Genomic DNA, 16,219 nt, shown 5'->3' with positions numbered 1-16,219 from the left:
CTAATAAGTTTTAGCTATTAAAGCAATGTAGTTGGCATCGTTGTCGCTTGCTATGCATTTGCCTTCGGATACCTCTTCCTGAATGCCTAAAATGTCATAGCCTGTTTGCTCTTCAATCTCTTTTCCGATTTCTTCGTCACCGCACCAGTAGAACTTGACGACGTTTCCAGCTTCAACAAGCTCTGGAATTTCATCCATGTTCTCTGTGAACTTGACATGTTGCTTTTGGAAATCCCATGCAATTGAAGATAAGTTCTCTCCTAATCTGTTTAACAGCTCAATAACATTTTCGGCTAGTGTGTCATCAAGGGCAAGTTCGATTTTTTCCCCTTCATCTCTTCTCATTGCAATTGTAATGTTGTTTTCCAAGTCTCTAGGTCCAAGTTCAAGCTTTAACGGAGTTCCTTTTAACTCCCAATCATTGAATTTCTTACCAGGCCTAATGTCCCTATCATCAATATTGACCCTAAGGCCTGCAGCTTCTAACTGTTCTTTGATTTCTGCACATTTGCCTAAAACTTCTTCTTTTCCTTTTTTAAACAAGATTGGAATTATTGTGACTTGGTTTGGTGATACTTTTGGCGGTAAGCGTAAACCCTTTTCATCTCCATGAACTCCAATCACGGAAGCTATTACCCTGTCGGATACTCCAGCACATGTTTGATAAACTAGTTTGTGTTCACCGTCCTTATCTTCAAAGGTAATGTCGAATGTCTTTGCGAATGTTTGGCCTAGATTGTGGATTGTACCAATCTGCAACGTTTTGCCGTTAGGCATGATGACATCAAATGCCATGGTGTAGTCTGCTCCTGGGAACTTGTCCCATTCCGGCCTTTTGGATATCAGGTATGGGATTCCCAAATCATCAAAAAATTCTTTATAGATTGCAATGAATTCTTGAATCTGTTCGTCAGACTCCTCTTTAGTTGCATGAGCAGTATGCGCTTCTTTAAATGTTGTGATTTCTCGCACTCTTATTAATGGTCTGGTGTGTTTAGTTTCATATCTGAATGTATTCACGATTTGATAGTATTTGATGGGAAGGTCGATGTGGGTTCTAATCCATAAAGCATACATCGGATAAATTGCAGTTTCACTGGTTGGCCTTAAAGCTAATTTCTCATTTAATTCAGTCTGCCCGCCTTTTGTAACCCAGTACACTTCATCTTCAAATCCTTTCACATGGATTCCTTCTTTTGCAAGCTCAGTTTCTGGAACAAGCATTGGGAATAAAACTTCTTCATGATCTTTATCCAATAATTCTTTTATAATGTTCATTGAGTGTTTTCTTATTTGAAAACCGTATGGCATCCATACTGCCATTCCCTTAATAGGGTATCTTGAATCAGTAATATTCGCATTTTCTAAAATATCATGAAACCATTCATCAAAATTTTCCACCATATCACCTAATTAATTTTATAATGTTAAAATATCTGTTTTTAATAAGTATTAAATATATTCAAAGAAAGTTATTTATAATTATTTTATACATATATATTAATGTATAATTTAATTTAGGAGATATTATGAGTAATAGGAAAATACAAATGCCTCGTGAAGTTTACATCGATCCGGGTATTATCAAGGACACCGGTGAAATTTGTAAATCTCTGCATTTAGATAAAAAGATTTTAATTGTTACAGGTTCACATACATATGATGTAGGTGCAGTTCCTGCAATTGAAAGTTTGGAAAGCAATGATATTGACTATGATGTAATTAAAGTTGACAAAGCATCTGAAGAATCAATATCTGAGGTTGAAGAATTAATTACGCCGGACACTACTGTTTTAGGTATTGGCGGAGGGAAAGTTATTGATGTAGCTAAATTATCTTCATTTAATCAGGGCGTATATTTTGTGTCTATGCCAACAACCGCTTCACATGATGGAATTGTATCTCCTATGGCATCAATTAAGAATCCTAATACTTCCATATCTGCCACTGCACACTCACCGATTGCAGTCATTGCCGATTCTGAAATCCTTGCACAATCTCCATTTAGGCTATTGGCTGCGGGTTGTGCTGATTTGATAGCTAACTTCACAGCAATCAAGGATTGGGAGTTAGCGCACAGATTAAAAAATGAATCATTCAGCGAATCGGCAGCAGCATTGTCCATAATGTCTGCTCATTTGATTACTGATAATATAGCGAATATCAAACCTAACCTTGAGCCTAGCGCCCGCATAGTTATGAAATCGCTATTCAGTGGGGGAATGGCCATAAGCATTGCAGGTTCATCAAGGCCTGCCAGCGGTTCCGAACACCTGTTCTCACATGCATTGGATAAAATTTTAGAAAAACCAGCACTACATGGGGAGCAATGCGGTATTGGAACAATAATGATGATGTATCTTCATGGAGGGGACTGGAAAGCTATTAGGGATGCCCTAAAAGCAGTACAGGCTCCAACCACTGCAGCTGAAATTGGAGTGGCTGAAGATGATGTTATTGAAGCGCTGATGATGGCTCATGAAATCAGGCCTGAAAGATACACAATTTTAGGAGATAATGGAATTTGTCGAGATGCGGCCTATGAGTTAGCACATAAAACAGAGGTGATTTAGATGATTACATTAATTGGTAAAGATTTGGCAAAGGAAGGTCAGGAATTTGTTTTTTTAGGTCCTGCTGAAGCATGTGAAGACTGCAGATTTAAATCATCCTGTGTCGGGAATTTAGAGAAAAATAGAAAATATGTGATTAATGAAGTCAAGGATAATGAGCAAAAGTGTCCGATTCATGCGGGAGAAGCTGTCGTTCCTGTTGAAGTTGACAGGGCCCAAATTGATTTGCTGACCACTTCAAAAAACATATTTGAAGGCTCAACATTCACATTCAATGCTCCGGATTGCGATGAAACTTGCGAGTTCCATGATTTATGTTTCCCGGAAGGTTTACAGGAAAATGACAAATGCATTGTATTGAAAAACATTGGAAAACATAGGGATGAATGCAAGAAAGGTTATAAACTTAATAAACTTACTTTGGGGTTTGTGATATAAATGAAAGATGCTAGCAGCAATAATTCTAGTAAAAAAAATGCAGGTTACAAAGCTGCCGAGTATGTGGAAGATGGAATGGTTTTGGGACTGGGTACAGGTTCAACAACCCATTTCTTCATAGAAAAGGTAGGCATGAGAATTCGTGATGAAGGAATTAACGTAAAAGGAATACCGACATCATTTCAGTCATTGTTAATAGCTAAAAAATGGAATATTCCAATTACTACTTTGGAAGAGCATGACATTGACTTGTCTGTGGATGGCGCTGATGAAGTGGATCAGGAATTTAACTTAATCAAAGGTGGCGGAGCGGCCCATACAAAGGAAAAGATTGTGGATTATGCTGCTGAGGAATTCATTGTCATAGTTGATGAGTCAAAATGTGTAAATGAATTAGGTAATTTCCCAGTTCCTGTTGAAGTGCTTCCTGATGCATCTAGAATGGTCATACAAGCTCTTGAGGACATGGGTGCAAAATGTGAGATAAGAATGGCCCAAAGAAAGGACGGTCCGGTAATAACTGACAATGGCAACTTTGTAATTGATGCCAAGTTTGATAAAATCGATTCCCCGTCACATTTGGAAATTGATTTAAATTCCATTCCGGGGGTAGTCGAAAACGGAATTTTCTCACAGATGGTTGATAAGGTCATTGTTGGAACTGAAGAAGGGACTAAAGAATTATAGGTGATAATATGCCAATTCCAAATTTGATGTTTCCAGATTTTAGAGAGCTAGCTTATAAGATTGCAATTTTATTTGGAGTTTTAATTGTAATTTATGGTGTTTTATGGCTTTTAGCGGAATTAGGTGTTATTCCAGCAATACTTTTTGCAATATTTCCACAAATAGTCTTGATTTTGGTTGGAGTATTCATAATATATATTGCATATAATAAGAGAAATTCATATTAATTTCTTCTACTTTTTTTCTAAGATTATTTTGATTTAAAAAAAGAAAATAAAAAGAGATTTTTTAAATCTCTTTATTTAACAATTACTTTACCAGTTACTGTTTTTGCTTTATATGTTTTGTCACCAGCGAATTTAGCAGTGTATGAGTAAGTACCTTTTTTAGTTAATTTTACAGTAAATACAGCTTTACCACTTGAGGAAGTAGTTGCAGTGTAGGTTTTACCACTTATTGTTAAAGTTATTTTTTTACCTTTAACCACTTTATTGTTAGCTTTTAAAGTAATGTATACTTTTTTAGTACCTTTGACTTTGTAGTTGTAATTAGGATGAGTCAAAGTAGTTGCTAACTTGTTAACTTTAATTATGGAAGTGGCAGTACTAGCTTTAGTTGCATTATCGCCTAAGTAAACTAAATTAAGGTTGTAAGTACCTGCTGCCTCAGGAATAAATGAATATGAAGCAGTACCATTTTCATCAGTATATAATACTCCACTATTTTCACCAATGTAGAAGGTTACTGGTGCATCTGCAATAGGTGCATTAGTAGCAAGGTTAACTAAAGTTAATTTTACTTCGCCTTTATCAAGAGCATTAACAGTTACATCATTTGTAATGATTGATGTATCGTTACGTGTTACTTCTACGTAAACTGTTACGTTTACATATTCTGTTTTAGTAACAGTGGTGTTTGGTAATGTGACTGTAGCGCTGCTTGCAGCGAATTTAGCTGATGCTGCAAAGTTAATGGCGATTTCATCATTTGCATTACCGACAACTGCAATAGCACCGTTTTTATCGGTTTTAACAGTTGTTGCATTTGCACCATTAATGGTGTAAGATACGTCTTCGGATGCTAAACCTTTACCGTTGATGTCTTTTAAGACTGCTGTAACAGTTCCGTTTTGTGCTACGTCAGTAATAGCTATTTGGGTTTGCACAGGGTCAGCTGCAGGAATTACTATGTCGGATGGTGATTTGTCTTCACTTCCCCAGTCATTACTCCATACAATTAAAGGTCTTACTCCAGCAACATAGGTGTTGCCGGTTACGGCAATTTCTGCATATGGGTTTAATTCTCCGTTTCTGCATAGAATGTGCAATAAAGTTACAGTACGTGCATTTACACTTTCATCATATTTAACGACTTTGTTGTTGGTCACGTTGATGTCTCCAAGGGTACTTGGGTATCCGTGAGCTGCATTACCCTGTTCAGCAGCGATTAACCAGTTGTTGTTAATTACTTCGAAAGTGTTGTTGTCAATGTAAACTCCACTAGCTGCTTTTTGAATACTGATTACAGGGAATTCGTCCCAGTAAATGTCTCCTTCTTGGAAACTACCACAGTTAATGAATGTGTTGCCAGTAATGTAGGTACCCTCGGTTGATGCTCCTCCGAAGAAAATGGAATATACATTGTTTTTGAATGTGTTTCCAATGATTTTTGCGTCACCACTAGCTTGTGCGATGGAAATTGCATCCAACATTACTCCGTCAAATACATTGTTTTCAATTGTGGTGTAGAATGATCCTCCAACGGAAATGACTTTGGAACCTTGTTCTTTGTTAACAGTTGGGTCGTTTACGAGTTTTGTTGCGTAACCGCCGTAGAACTCGCTGTTTTTAACAGTGATGTTGTTACATGATTTGACAACTACAGCTTGGTTGAAGTCTTTGAAGTAACAGTTGTCGACTACGCCGCCGGCAGCATCCTGACCATTGAACTGTACACCCCAACCAGCAACAGTACCATTGTAAGTAAGGTTGTTTTTAGGGTTGTTGTCAATGAATCTAATTCCTTCAATAGTAACGGCTTTGCTGTTTTCAACATATATGAATCCGTTTCCATTACCAGTACCTGTTAAAGTGGTTTTACCGTTTCCTCTGATGGTAATATTGTCTTTACCATTTACATTAATAGTAGTGCTTGCGATATCGTAACTTTCATAAATGCTTAAATCAACAATATCTCCTGCAACTGCATCATCAACAGCAGCTTGAATGCCTTCAGCAGTGTTGTTTGCTGGAGTTTTGATGTTAGTTGCAATGTTAATGGTTGCAGTTGTAGTTGCCGGTTTGTAATTGTCAGTTCCACTGTAATTGACTTCAGCAACATAGCTTCCTTCAGCTAAGGTCATAGGAATTGTTGCAATACCTTCGCTGTTGGTGTTAGCTGTGTAAGTTTCATTATTTAGTGAAACAACAATGATTTGGTTTGTTGTTGGTCCTCTTGCATCAGTTAATGTTACAGTAAAGTCAAATGTGCCATTGATTTGAGCAATGTTGGATGCTTCCATTTCAACAGCATTTTTATCACTGTAAACGCCTATTGCTTTTGCAGTTGAATCATATTTTGTTTCAACTTTAGCAAGGTAGGTAACGAATGTAGGTGGGAATGGTAAGCTGTCTAAACTGTATGTATTTTCACCAATGGTCACATTGTAGTATCCTCCGCCGAGTAAGATGCCGATTCTGCTTCCTGCAAGGCTGTTGTTGAATATTTTTTCATTTCCAGATCCATAACAGGTAATAGCACTGATTTTAGCATCAGTAATGGTGTTTCCATATACTGTGTGGCCTTTGGAATGCATTAAGTAGATTCCTTCTTTGGAACCGCTGATTGTGTTGTTGAATACGGTTACATTAGGTCCGGTTCCGTGTCTTACGTCAATACCGTGGTTTACAGCATTTTTAATTGTGTTGTTTGCAAGAATACTGTTTCCAGTACCGAAGTTTAGGATACCTGTAGTGTATTGGTTAGATATTTTATTGTTGGTTACGACCGCATTTGCGGAGTATTCCATGTAAATACCCCATGAAGCACCGTCAACAGTACAATCTGTGATTGTTATTTTTTTACTGTTTTGTGTACGGATTCCCGCAGTTTTGTAGTTTATGTTTGTAGGTGCAACAGTAGCGAGTGGTTCGTATCCAGGGTATTGTGCAACAATATTCAATCCAGCTACAACAGCATCAGTATTATTCAATACATATAATACGGCACGGTCAGAAATAGCGTATCCGCTTTCGTTGGTTAATGCAGTTACTTTTGAAGGGACATTAGCTATGTTAACATTGTCGTATCCGATTAAGGTTGCATTGTTACCGAATATTTTAATGTTTTTGTCAGTGTAGATTGAAATGTCTTTGTATACTGCATTTTCAGCGAAGTTTAAGGTATCTCCATCAGCCATGCCATCAATAATAGCTTGGATGTCTGCACCAGTAGCATCTGCAGGAACATTGAATATCTTTCCAGTAGCATTTAAGATGATACTGTAATCAATGTTAATGGCTGCAGGGGTTGGGATTTCTTTGTATTCAACATAAACAGGACAGTCAGCAATGTCGCTGTGGGTTCCCATTATGTTAGTGGCACTTTGGAAGTCAGATTTGCCTTCAGCGATGTAGTATACGAATGTTGGTGGGTATGGCAAGTTGTTTAATTGGTAGGTGTTTGGACCTACATCAATGTTGCTGTATCCTCCACCGAGTAAAATACCGATTCTTGATTTTTGCATGGTATTGTTGTATAATTTGATGTTTGAAGAACCGTAACAGCTTATGGAACTGATTGTACAGTTAATCAAAGTGTTGTAATTTGCGGTGTGTCCTTGAGAGTGCATTAAGTAAATACCTTCTTTGGAACCGATTACAGTGTTGTTGATAACTTGCACGTTAGGTCCGGTTCCGTGTCTTACGTCAATACCATGGTTAATAGCATTTATGACTTTGTTTCTTTCAATTTGTCCTCTGGCAGATCCGAAACTTAAGATTCCAGTAACTGCTTGATTTTTAACTATGTTATCAACAATTTGAGCGTCATGTGAGAATCTTAGGTAAAGACCCCAGGATGACCCGTCAAGAATGTTGTCTTTTAAAACTAAATTATTTGATGATTCTACATAAACGAGTGCATTGGAATATGCAGGTCCTGCTGTACTGGAACTACTGTTTGCTCCAGCAACAATGTTTAAACCGGTTAAGGTTACATTATTTGCTTTAACGACATATAATGTTGCTAAATTGCCTATTGCATATCCTCCGTCTGCTGTAGTGTTTGTGATTATACTAGGTGTAGTATCTTTTGAAGGATTGTCAAATCCAATTAATGTTGCACCATTACCGTTGATAGTGATGCTTTTGTTAACATAGATACATACGTCAGTATAAGTTCCATTTTCAAGATTTAAAACGTCTCCGTCCTTCATACTGTTAAGTGTAGCCTGGATGTCTGCACCTGTTGATCCAGATTTAACGGTATGTTGTGAAGATAGTTGCTCATCCTGAACAACGGTTTTTCCTATAGTGTCGATATTATTAACTTGTTGCACATCGTCTGCATTTGCAGTATCTTCAGCAAATACTACGCTTGAGCTCAATAAAACAACAAAGACTAATAATAATGACAATATTAACCTCTTATTATTCATGTTTAACCTCAATTTAAATTTAAATTACAGTATAAGTTACTTATTAATTAGTCGATAAGTAACCCATATTATATTGTATATTTTATATTATTTAAATTGAAAGTATAAATTAAAATATAACAATGTTAATATATGTTTTAATGATTTTAAAGGATTTTTAGACTTCTTTTACAATAAAGTTTATATAATATTTTTTGTTAAAATTATTATAATAATCAATATGAAATTTTGTAATATGGACATAATATTTTAATAAAAATCAAAAGTTTAAGCCAAAAATTTTTATTGATGTGAATTCAATTTTCATTAAAATTTGCTAAGTAAAAATCGTAAAATTTAATTTAATCGTATTGGTTATAGGTAGATTTCGTAGGGGGATTAAATGAATAAAAAGGTTGTTAATCTTTTTTTGATATTTATAATTAGTTTATTCCTTATTTCAACTGCTTATGCTAGCGATGCATCTCAAGTTGATGATTCTCAATCGAATAATGAATATGAGGTGACCTCTGACTTATCGAATGAGAACATTCAAAGCATGTTTGATAATGCTAATGATGGGGATACGTTCAAGTTCACTAGCGAAGAGTATAATAACATCTCATTGGTGGTTGATAAAAAGTTAAACATCATATCTGAACAAAAAAGTGTTGTTAATGTATATGATCAAGTAACTGAGAAAGCTAAGAGCTTAGGAATAAGCAAAACCTTCGGATTTTACTTTACGTCTAATAGTGCTGGTAGTATTCTATCAGGAATTACTATAAAAGCACAAAACAGCGATAATGCAATAATTGTTGATGGAACAACAGATGTTACAGTTAAAAACAATGTTATTACTGGAGGAATTAACTCTGTTTTAGTTAAAAACTCACAGAAAATCAATCTAAGTAATAATAAAATTTCACAAGCCAGTGAAAATGGTGTTCAACTCCAGAATGTCAAGGAAAGTGAAATTTCAAAAAATACCATTTGGAGAAATGGACGATCAGGTATTGAAACTTTCAATCTTTATAATTGCAGCATTTTAAGAAACGAAATCCATCACAATGGTTTTAATGGAATTTCCATGTATGGCATTTCATCTGGAAATTCAATTAAGCATAATACAATCCACAATAATACAAACGGTATTTTTGTAAATGCAGAATCAACCAATGATGTTATGATTGCAAATACATTATCCCATAACCGTCGTGACCCTAATTGTGAGTTAGGGCCTGATGAATCAGGTAATGGATTATTGTTTGGAGACCAATTTAGGTCTAAAGGCAAAACAAAATTACTTGTAAAGGATAATGCATTGGTTCATAATGAACAGTTTCAAGCTAAAAACAATCCAGCAAATGAAGTATTTTCATTAGACCAGAACTGGTTCGATTCAACCGATAATGAAGATACATTTGTTTGCCCGATGCTATTTGCAAAAATCCTGAAGCTTGATGCAATTACAATTCAAAACGGAATTGGAATTCAGCTACAGGATGAAAACGGAAATCCCATTACCGATGCACCAGCATTTGATTTGGGGGATGTTGAGGTAAATGGAAATAAGTATACTGCAAGAATGGATGAAGACGGCATTGCAAGAATCCAATCAGAGGACATTGAACCAAACACTGAACAAAATGTTAAAATAACTGTTGGGGACAGAATCCAGAATGTAATAGAAAGAACTGTATCTTCCGGTTCTGAAAAATATGTAAAGCCAAGTCAGGCATCTGAAAATCAGAACTCACAGGGAGAGGGTTCATCTAGCCAACACTCTCAAGAGCAAAATACAAACGGGGATGATGTTGGGGGTTCTGGCAATGGACATGGAAATGTTGTAAATGGAACATCATCAAGTTCACATATTTCCAATGGTGAAAACTCAGGCAAATACGGAACCAATAGTTCTGATGTAATTTCCTCAGATTCATCTGATAGCGGGAACAATGCAATGTCACGAGGTGACGTTAATGCAGGCTCTTCAAGTGAAGGTTCTGGCGAAGGATCCAAATCTTATGAAGTGGTCCCTGAAACTCCAATATCCAAAGAAGTAGACAATACTTCAGGTGTTGTTATTTTAAGTATTCTTGCATTATTGGGCTGTATCATATATGGATACAGGCGTAAAAATAAATTCGAATAAAATTTTCCTTTCTTTTTTTATTTATATATATTTTAAAATCAAAGTATTATTGATGACAGTTAAAACTAATTCTATAAAAATCAACACTTCAAAAAACTTTGAAATCATTGACATCACATCACAAATCAACGATTTGATTGATATCGATGAGGGAATCATCTCCATTTTTTCAAAACATTCCACATCAGCAATTGTTGTAAACGAGAATGAAAAAGGATTATTGAATGATTTGGAGTTCATGATGGATAATCTGGTTTTGGACAAGTTCAGCTATCAGCATGACAGGATTGACAACAATGCCCGTTCACATTTAAAGTCTTTTTTACTTTCATCAAGCGAGTGCTTGCCAATAAAAAACAACAAATTGGATTTGGGCACATGGCAATCAGTTTTTTTCATCGAATTAGATGGACCAAGACACAAAAGAACTGTAACTTTGACAATGGTTGGTGAATAATTGAAGAAATGGACAATAATTTTAATAGCTATCATAATAATTCTATTAATTCTGATAGTTGTTTTAAATAATTATGATGCTTCTCCGGCATCAAATAATTTCTCGGATATTGAAACTCAAATGAGAAAATTGTGGTATTAAAAAAAGAATTAGTGAATTCATTTGTTAATGAATTCTATTTCAAATGCGATTACAGGATACTCTAAAGTGAAATTGGTAATTACTTCTGGTGACACTTCACCGAAGAATCCTTTAATCATGCCTTTTTGAGCCATGCCGGTAACGTCAGCAACCCTTCCTTCAATAAAGGTCTTATTTGAACTGTCAGTTATTTCCATTGAATAACCTAAGTTGGTTAAAACGCTTGTCATGACAGATTTTATTTCAGTGAAATTAGCTGTGGAGTGGCAGATTAATGCAGCTAGTTTTTTGGATGTTTTCACTTTGTTTTCTTTAGAATCATCCAAATACAAAACATCACCAATCTCGAAGATTTTTTGCGGCAGATCTTCATGTTTGTTGTCTTCTAAAAATTCCATTAAGCTGTTAATCAAGCTGGTTCTAATCATGGTCCTGTCAATTGTTATCGGTCTTGCAACCTGAACATGGTTTTCTTCTGTCTGGTTCATTTTTTCGTAATGTGCTTCTTCATTTGTAAGCATCAGGCTCATTACTTCCTGAAAACCTAAACCAATCATTACTTCACGGATTGTGCTTTCCGCTTTAAACCAGTTATTCTCATAAGCAACGGTGTTGATGTCTGGCAATTTGGCTTCAACACTGTTGATGTGATATTGGACTGCGATGTTTTCAACAACATCGACCTCATGCAATATGTCCACTCTGTAGGCAGGTATGATTGCGTTTACTTCATTATCGCTAATGATTTCGGCATCGAAACGTGCTTTTAGGAGCAATTCCTTAATGTCTTCTGCAGTAAGGCTGGTTCCTCCAATCAATTCATTTGCAGTATTTACATGTACAAGTTGTTCCTGAGGGGTCAAATCAGGGGTTTTTATGTTTTTGTCAACATATCTGACTTCCATGCTTTTTATTTGTCCTCCCACTTCGGCAAATGAACAGCAGATTATATTCAATGCCTGATTTACTGCTCTCTCGTCAGTTCCGGTAACATCAACAATAATGTTTTTGGTGTCCTCTTTAAGTTTTGTCAGCTCACCGTTGATGATCGGCGGCATGGATAAGACATTATCGTCTTTGTCTAAAATCAATGGATACTTGTCGAAATCCTGAATTAAATGAGCATAGTCAACTCCCTTGTCATGCTTGGTTAGGATTTCATCAGGAGTCATTTCAAAGTCTTTTTCTAAAGGAACAAACGCATTGGCATCTTTTGGAGTTGCAATATATTTAAATGGTCCTTCCACAACGTCTGCATTGTGAATACCGATGGCCACCTTTTTTCTGTCTCTTCCAATAACCCAGTGAAGGTTTTCTTGGAAATCCATTACATATTTGAGTTTATCTCCAGTAAAATCCACATTATCAATTTTTGCAAATCCTATGTAGGGTCTTATTTTGGCAACATCAGCATCTACTTCAACATATTCTCCAGATTCTTCAACTTTATAGTCTGGAAAACCAATTTCATGGCCGATGAATCCTTTAAAAGATCTAGCTACTCCTTCAACAGATAAGTTGTCGGGTCTGTTTGGGAAGAATTCCACTTTGATTTCCTCATCGTCAAAGTCTTCAATATCACTAGACATCATTGGCAAGGTGTCTATTAGCTCATCTTTTTCCATATCTATTCCTAAATCTTTTAAATCCTGATATTTAAATGTTATTACTGGCATTTAATAACTCCATTCCTTATTTTTATAATCCATATATTAACATGAAAAATAGAGACTCAATAACGAAGTGCAGAGCTCTATGTTCTAATTCGCCCATATCTCGTATTAATATAGTATGGGTCACATCAATTGCAAAATGAATTAGGGCTGCTAGAATTCCTATTATCGGATTTAAGAAGACTATTGACAAAACTATAAAATGAAATCCTGCTTCCATTGTTTCATGTGCAAGCCATGTTTGCCAGGTAGTCTTTGTAGTTTGCTGGATTATGCCACCTAAAATAATGTAGAAATTATTTAATATCTTCCACATTAATTGTGTGTGCAGTACATCGCTTATAGCTAATACAACAGCAATATAAAACCATAATAATTCCATATTTACACAGTCCTTTTATAGATTGATAATGTTATTATTCTATTTGTTTAATATAATATACTTATCTATTATAGATATTTTTTCATGTTTTATAATTACTTTTTTAAATAATAACGGACATAAATTAATAATATTATTTTTACTTAATTATTTTAGGAGAAAATATATGTCAAAAAAAGAAATTCCTAAAGACTATGATTTTAAGAAAGAAAAAGAATGGGAGCAGAAATGGGAAGATGAAAACGTCTACAAATATATTGGGGATGGTTCCCGTCCTAGATATGTTATTGACACTCCCCCACCATACCCAACAGGCGCAATTCACTTAGGTCACGTCTTGAATTGGGTTTACATTGATATGAATGCAAGATACAGAAGACAAAAAGGATTTGATGTCTTATTCCCACAGGGATGGGACTGCCATGGTCTTCCAACTGAAGTTAAAGTTGAAGAAACTCACAACATTAAAAAAAATGATGTTTCAAGGGCGCAATTCAGGCAATACTGTATTGATTTAACAACTAAAAACATTGCAAGCATGAAGGCAGATATGAAGGCAATGGGTTATTCACAGGATTGGACTCGCGAGTTTGTAACAATGAATCCGGAGTACATGAGAAGAACCCAATATTCATTTTTGAAAATGTATGAGGATGGATTGATCTATCAGGGAAAACACCCTGTAAACTGGTGTCCTCGCTGTCAGACAGCTATCGCTTTTGCAGAGGTTGAATACTCAGACAATATTACATTCTTAAACTATGTTAATTTCCCGCCGGCTGTTGAAGATTCATATGAAGATATTGTGTCTTCACAGGAATCAGGAAAACAGGCTGACCCTAAAGATGAAGGTATTTTGATTGCAACCACCCGTCCGGAATTGATGTCCGCATGTGTGGCAGTTGTAATTCACCCTGATGATGAAAGATACGCACATCTTTTAGGCAAATATGTGGAAGTGCCTTTATCACATCAAAAGGTAAAAATCATTGCAGATGAAGAGGTAGACCCTGAATTCGGTACAGGAGCAGTAATGATTTGTACCTTTGGGGATAAAACTGACGTAAGCTGGGTTCAAAAATATGACCTTGAAGTCATTGATGTCATTGATGATGCAGGTACATTGACTGCCGCTGCCGGAAGATATGAAGGAATGGACTTGCAAAGCTGTAAAAAACAGACAATCGAAGATCTGGATGCGGAAGGTTACCTATTAAAACAGGAACAGGTTGACCAGAATGTTGGACAATGCTGGAGATGTAAAACTCCTGTTGAAATTCTTCTTAAAGAACAATGGTTTGTAGCGGTAAGAGACTTGATTGAAAAGACCAAGGTCGCTGCAGATGAGATGAAATGGGTGCCTGAACACATGAAATCCCGTATGGAAAACTGGGCGGATTCCATGGAATGGGACTGGTGCATCTCAAGGCAAAGAATATTTGCAACCCCAATTCCAGTATGGTACTGTAAAGACTGTGGAAAGGTTATTATACCTGATGTAGAAGATTTACCAATCGATCCGACTGTAGATAAACCAAAGCATGCATGTGAATGCGGATGTGAGGAGTTCATACCTGAAGTGGATGTATTGGACACTTGGATGGATTCATCAATCTCACCTTTATCCATTGCAGGATGGCCTGATGAAGATTATGTTAATCATTTCCCATCAAATATCCGTCCACAAGGGCACGATATTATCCGTACATGGGCATTTTATACAACCCTTCGATGTTTAGCCTTAACAGGTCAAAAACCATTCGATGATATTGTAATCAACGGTATGGTGTTCGGCGAAGATGGAAACAAAATGAGCAAATCCAGACCTGAGTTTGTAGTTGGACCCGAAGAGGTCATTGAAAAGTATGGTGCTGACCCTCTAAGGACTTGGGCCGCTAACAGTGTTCCTGGCTCAGATGTGATATTTGACTGGAAGGATATCAAACATGGATTCAGGTTCCTCAGAAAATTCTGGAATGCATTCAGATTTATTAGCATGCAAATCTTTGATGAGGAAGTTACATATGATGATGTAAAAGATAATTTGGGACCAATTGACATGTGGATTCTATCTAAATTAAACAATCTCAACGTCACTGTCGATCAAGCATTTGCAGAATATAACTTTGCAGAAACAATCACATCAATCGAAAGGTTCTTCTGGCATGATTTTTGTGATGAATACATTGAAGCTGTAAAATACAGATTATACACAGATGTTTCAGACGAATCAAGACGCGCTGCAAAATACACATTAAAAACAGTAGTGGAGACATCCTTAAAGTTATTGGCTCCTATCGCACCGTTCTTCACTGAAGAAGTTTACCAATACTTTGACGATGAATCAATTCATACAACTTTATGGCCTGAAGTGCATGAAGAATTAATCAGTGAAGATGTGGAAACTAAAGGGGAAACTACTGTCGAGTTGATTGATGAGGTAAGAAGATTCAAATCAGCTTCCAAAATCCCATTAAATGCAGAACTTGCAGAAGTAAATGTATATACATCTGATGATTCTTTAGTTGAAATATTCAAACAATTCAATGATGACATTAAAGGAACTTTAAAAATCAACGACTTGGCCATCAGTTCCGGAAAACCTGAAGTTCACGAAAAAATCATTGAAGTCGAACCGGACATGTCCCAAATCGGACCTAAATTCAAGGGAGATGCGGGTAAAATCATCGGATATTTAAAATCAACAGACATTGATGAAATAGGTTCTGTCTTAGAGGAAAATCATGAGTTGACAATTGGCGAGATTGTAGTTCCTGAAAGCATGCTGAATATCAAAAAGGAGATTGTAGGAGCATCCGGTAAGAAAGTGGATATCTTACAATCAGAAAACTTGGACATGATTGTGGAAGTAATTAGATAATTACTTCTCAAATTTTCTTTTTTTAATCCAAAATAAAGATTGAAATCTCTTTAAAATATTTTAAACTAAAATAAATATTGCATTATGGCTTTTAAAAGTATATATACTTCTTATGCAAAAAATAGCTATTGGAGATGAGATTTTTATTAATTTTGTGTATGTTGGACTTGATCTTGTGATGTCAAAACCTTCTTTT

Annotated in this window: 12 protein-coding genes; 8 read left to right on the top strand and 4 right to left on the bottom strand. The window is 35.9% G+C overall.

The window, feature by feature from the left end:
* Positions 1 to 1,404 (bottom strand): proline--tRNA ligase, encoded by a 1,404-nt coding sequence (gene proS, locus IJE64_RS07940; RefSeq protein WP_292784477.1) that lies wholly within the window; start codon positions 1,402 to 1,404, stop codon positions 1 to 3.
* A gap of 125 nt (positions 1,405 to 1,529) precedes the next feature.
* Between proS and IJE64_RS07935 the strand changes: the two genes are divergently transcribed.
* The 4 genes from IJE64_RS07935 to IJE64_RS07920 are packed head-to-tail and all read left to right on the top strand — an operon-like array spanning position 1,530 to position 3,925.
* Complete coding sequence (locus IJE64_RS07935; RefSeq protein ID WP_292784474.1) at positions 1,530 to 2,573, top strand: NAD(P)-dependent glycerol-1-phosphate dehydrogenase; 1,044 nt, start codon at positions 1,530 to 1,532, stop codon at positions 2,571 to 2,573.
* Positions 2,574 to 3,011, top strand: a complete 438-nt coding sequence (locus IJE64_RS07930) for a UPF0179 family protein (protein ID WP_292784472.1) — start codon at positions 2,574 to 2,576, stop codon at positions 3,009 to 3,011.
* Positions 3,012 to 3,698, top strand: a complete 687-nt coding sequence (gene rpiA / locus IJE64_RS07925; protein WP_292784469.1) for a ribose-5-phosphate isomerase RpiA — start codon at positions 3,012 to 3,014, stop codon at positions 3,696 to 3,698. It begins immediately after the preceding gene.
* Positions 3,699 to 3,706: 8 nt separating this feature from the next.
* A complete protein-coding gene (locus tag IJE64_RS07920; RefSeq protein ID WP_292784466.1) occupies positions 3,707 to 3,925 on the top strand; it encodes a hypothetical protein in 219 nt (72 codons plus the stop codon).
* 71 nt (positions 3,926 to 3,996) lie between these two features.
* Here IJE64_RS07920 and IJE64_RS07915 read toward each other — a convergent pair whose 3' ends face one another.
* On the bottom strand, positions 3,997 to 8,355 hold the full coding sequence (locus tag IJE64_RS07915) for a right-handed parallel beta-helix repeat-containing protein (RefSeq protein WP_292784463.1): 4,359 nt from the start codon (positions 8,353 to 8,355) through the stop codon (positions 3,997 to 3,999).
* 382 nt (positions 8,356 to 8,737) lie between these two features.
* On the opposite strand from IJE64_RS07915, the gene IJE64_RS07910 reads away from it, so the two are divergent.
* The 3 genes from IJE64_RS07910 to IJE64_RS07900 are packed head-to-tail and all read left to right on the top strand — an operon-like array spanning position 8,738 to position 11,087.
* Complete coding sequence (locus IJE64_RS07910; protein WP_292784460.1) at positions 8,738 to 10,489, top strand: right-handed parallel beta-helix repeat-containing protein; 1,752 nt, start codon at positions 8,738 to 8,740, stop codon at positions 10,487 to 10,489.
* A gap of 52 nt (positions 10,490 to 10,541) precedes the next feature.
* Complete coding sequence (locus IJE64_RS07905) at positions 10,542 to 10,946, top strand: secondary thiamine-phosphate synthase enzyme YjbQ (RefSeq protein ID WP_292784458.1); 405 nt, start codon at positions 10,542 to 10,544, stop codon at positions 10,944 to 10,946.
* On the top strand, positions 10,947 to 11,087 hold the full coding sequence (locus IJE64_RS07900) for a hypothetical protein (protein ID WP_292784455.1): 141 nt from the start codon (positions 10,947 to 10,949) through the stop codon (positions 11,085 to 11,087).
* A 17-nt stretch (positions 11,088 to 11,104) separates the two neighbouring features.
* Here IJE64_RS07900 and pheT read toward each other — a convergent pair whose 3' ends face one another.
* Together pheT and IJE64_RS07890 are read right to left on the bottom strand one after the other, a co-directional pair.
* Positions 11,105 to 12,763 (bottom strand): phenylalanine--tRNA ligase subunit beta, encoded by a 1,659-nt coding sequence (pheT, locus tag IJE64_RS07895; protein ID WP_292784451.1) that lies wholly within the window; start codon positions 12,761 to 12,763, stop codon positions 11,105 to 11,107.
* Between the two features lie 22 nt (positions 12,764 to 12,785).
* Positions 12,786 to 13,142: a hypothetical protein gene (locus IJE64_RS07890; protein ID WP_292784448.1), complete on the bottom strand. Its 357-nt coding sequence runs from the start codon at positions 13,140 to 13,142 to the stop codon at positions 12,786 to 12,788.
* A 166-nt stretch (positions 13,143 to 13,308) separates the two neighbouring features.
* Here IJE64_RS07890 and IJE64_RS07885 point away from each other — a divergent pair, with 166 nt between their 5' ends.
* Entirely contained in the window at positions 13,309 to 16,023 is a 2,715-nt protein-coding gene (locus IJE64_RS07885) for a valine--tRNA ligase (RefSeq protein WP_292784445.1), read from the top strand.
* Positions 16,024 to 16,219: the final 196 nt, after the last annotated feature.

It is taken from the genome of Methanobrevibacter sp., from assembly GCF_017409525.1.
Taxonomy (GTDB): domain Archaea; phylum Methanobacteriota; class Methanobacteria; order Methanobacteriales; family Methanobacteriaceae; genus Methanocatella.
This window is presented reverse-complemented; position numbering and strand designations above follow the sequence as displayed.

Excerpts from the sequence above, each read along its gene's own strand:
- IJE64_RS07920 (WP_292784466.1), top strand. The coding sequence starts at position 3,707 with ATGCCAATTCCAAATTTGATGTTTCCAGATTTTAGAGAGCTAGCTTAT.
- pheT (WP_292784451.1), bottom strand. The coding sequence starts at position 12,763 with ATGCCAGTAATAACATTTAAATATCAGGATTTAAAAGATTTAGGAATA.
- IJE64_RS07910 (WP_292784460.1), top strand. The coding sequence starts at position 8,738 with ATGAATAAAAAGGTTGTTAATCTTTTTTTGATATTTATAATTAGTTTA.
- IJE64_RS07890 (WP_292784448.1), bottom strand. The coding sequence starts at position 13,142 with ATGGAATTATTATGGTTTTATATTGCTGTTGTATTAGCTATAAGCGAT.
- IJE64_RS07905 (WP_292784458.1), top strand. The coding sequence starts at position 10,542 with ATGACAGTTAAAACTAATTCTATAAAAATCAACACTTCAAAAAACTTT.
- IJE64_RS07885 (WP_292784445.1), top strand. The coding sequence starts at position 13,309 with ATGTCAAAAAAAGAAATTCCTAAAGACTATGATTTTAAGAAAGAAAAA.
- IJE64_RS07935 (WP_292784474.1), top strand. The coding sequence starts at position 1,530 with ATGAGTAATAGGAAAATACAAATGCCTCGTGAAGTTTACATCGATCCG.
- IJE64_RS07930 (WP_292784472.1), top strand. The coding sequence starts at position 2,574 with ATGATTACATTAATTGGTAAAGATTTGGCAAAGGAAGGTCAGGAATTT.
- rpiA (WP_292784469.1), top strand. The coding sequence starts at position 3,012 with ATGAAAGATGCTAGCAGCAATAATTCTAGTAAAAAAAATGCAGGTTAC.
- IJE64_RS07915 (WP_292784463.1), bottom strand. The coding sequence starts at position 8,355 with ATGAATAATAAGAGGTTAATATTGTCATTATTATTAGTCTTTGTTGTT.
- proS (WP_292784477.1), bottom strand. The coding sequence starts at position 1,404 with ATGGTGGAAAATTTTGATGAATGGTTTCATGATATTTTAGAAAATGCG.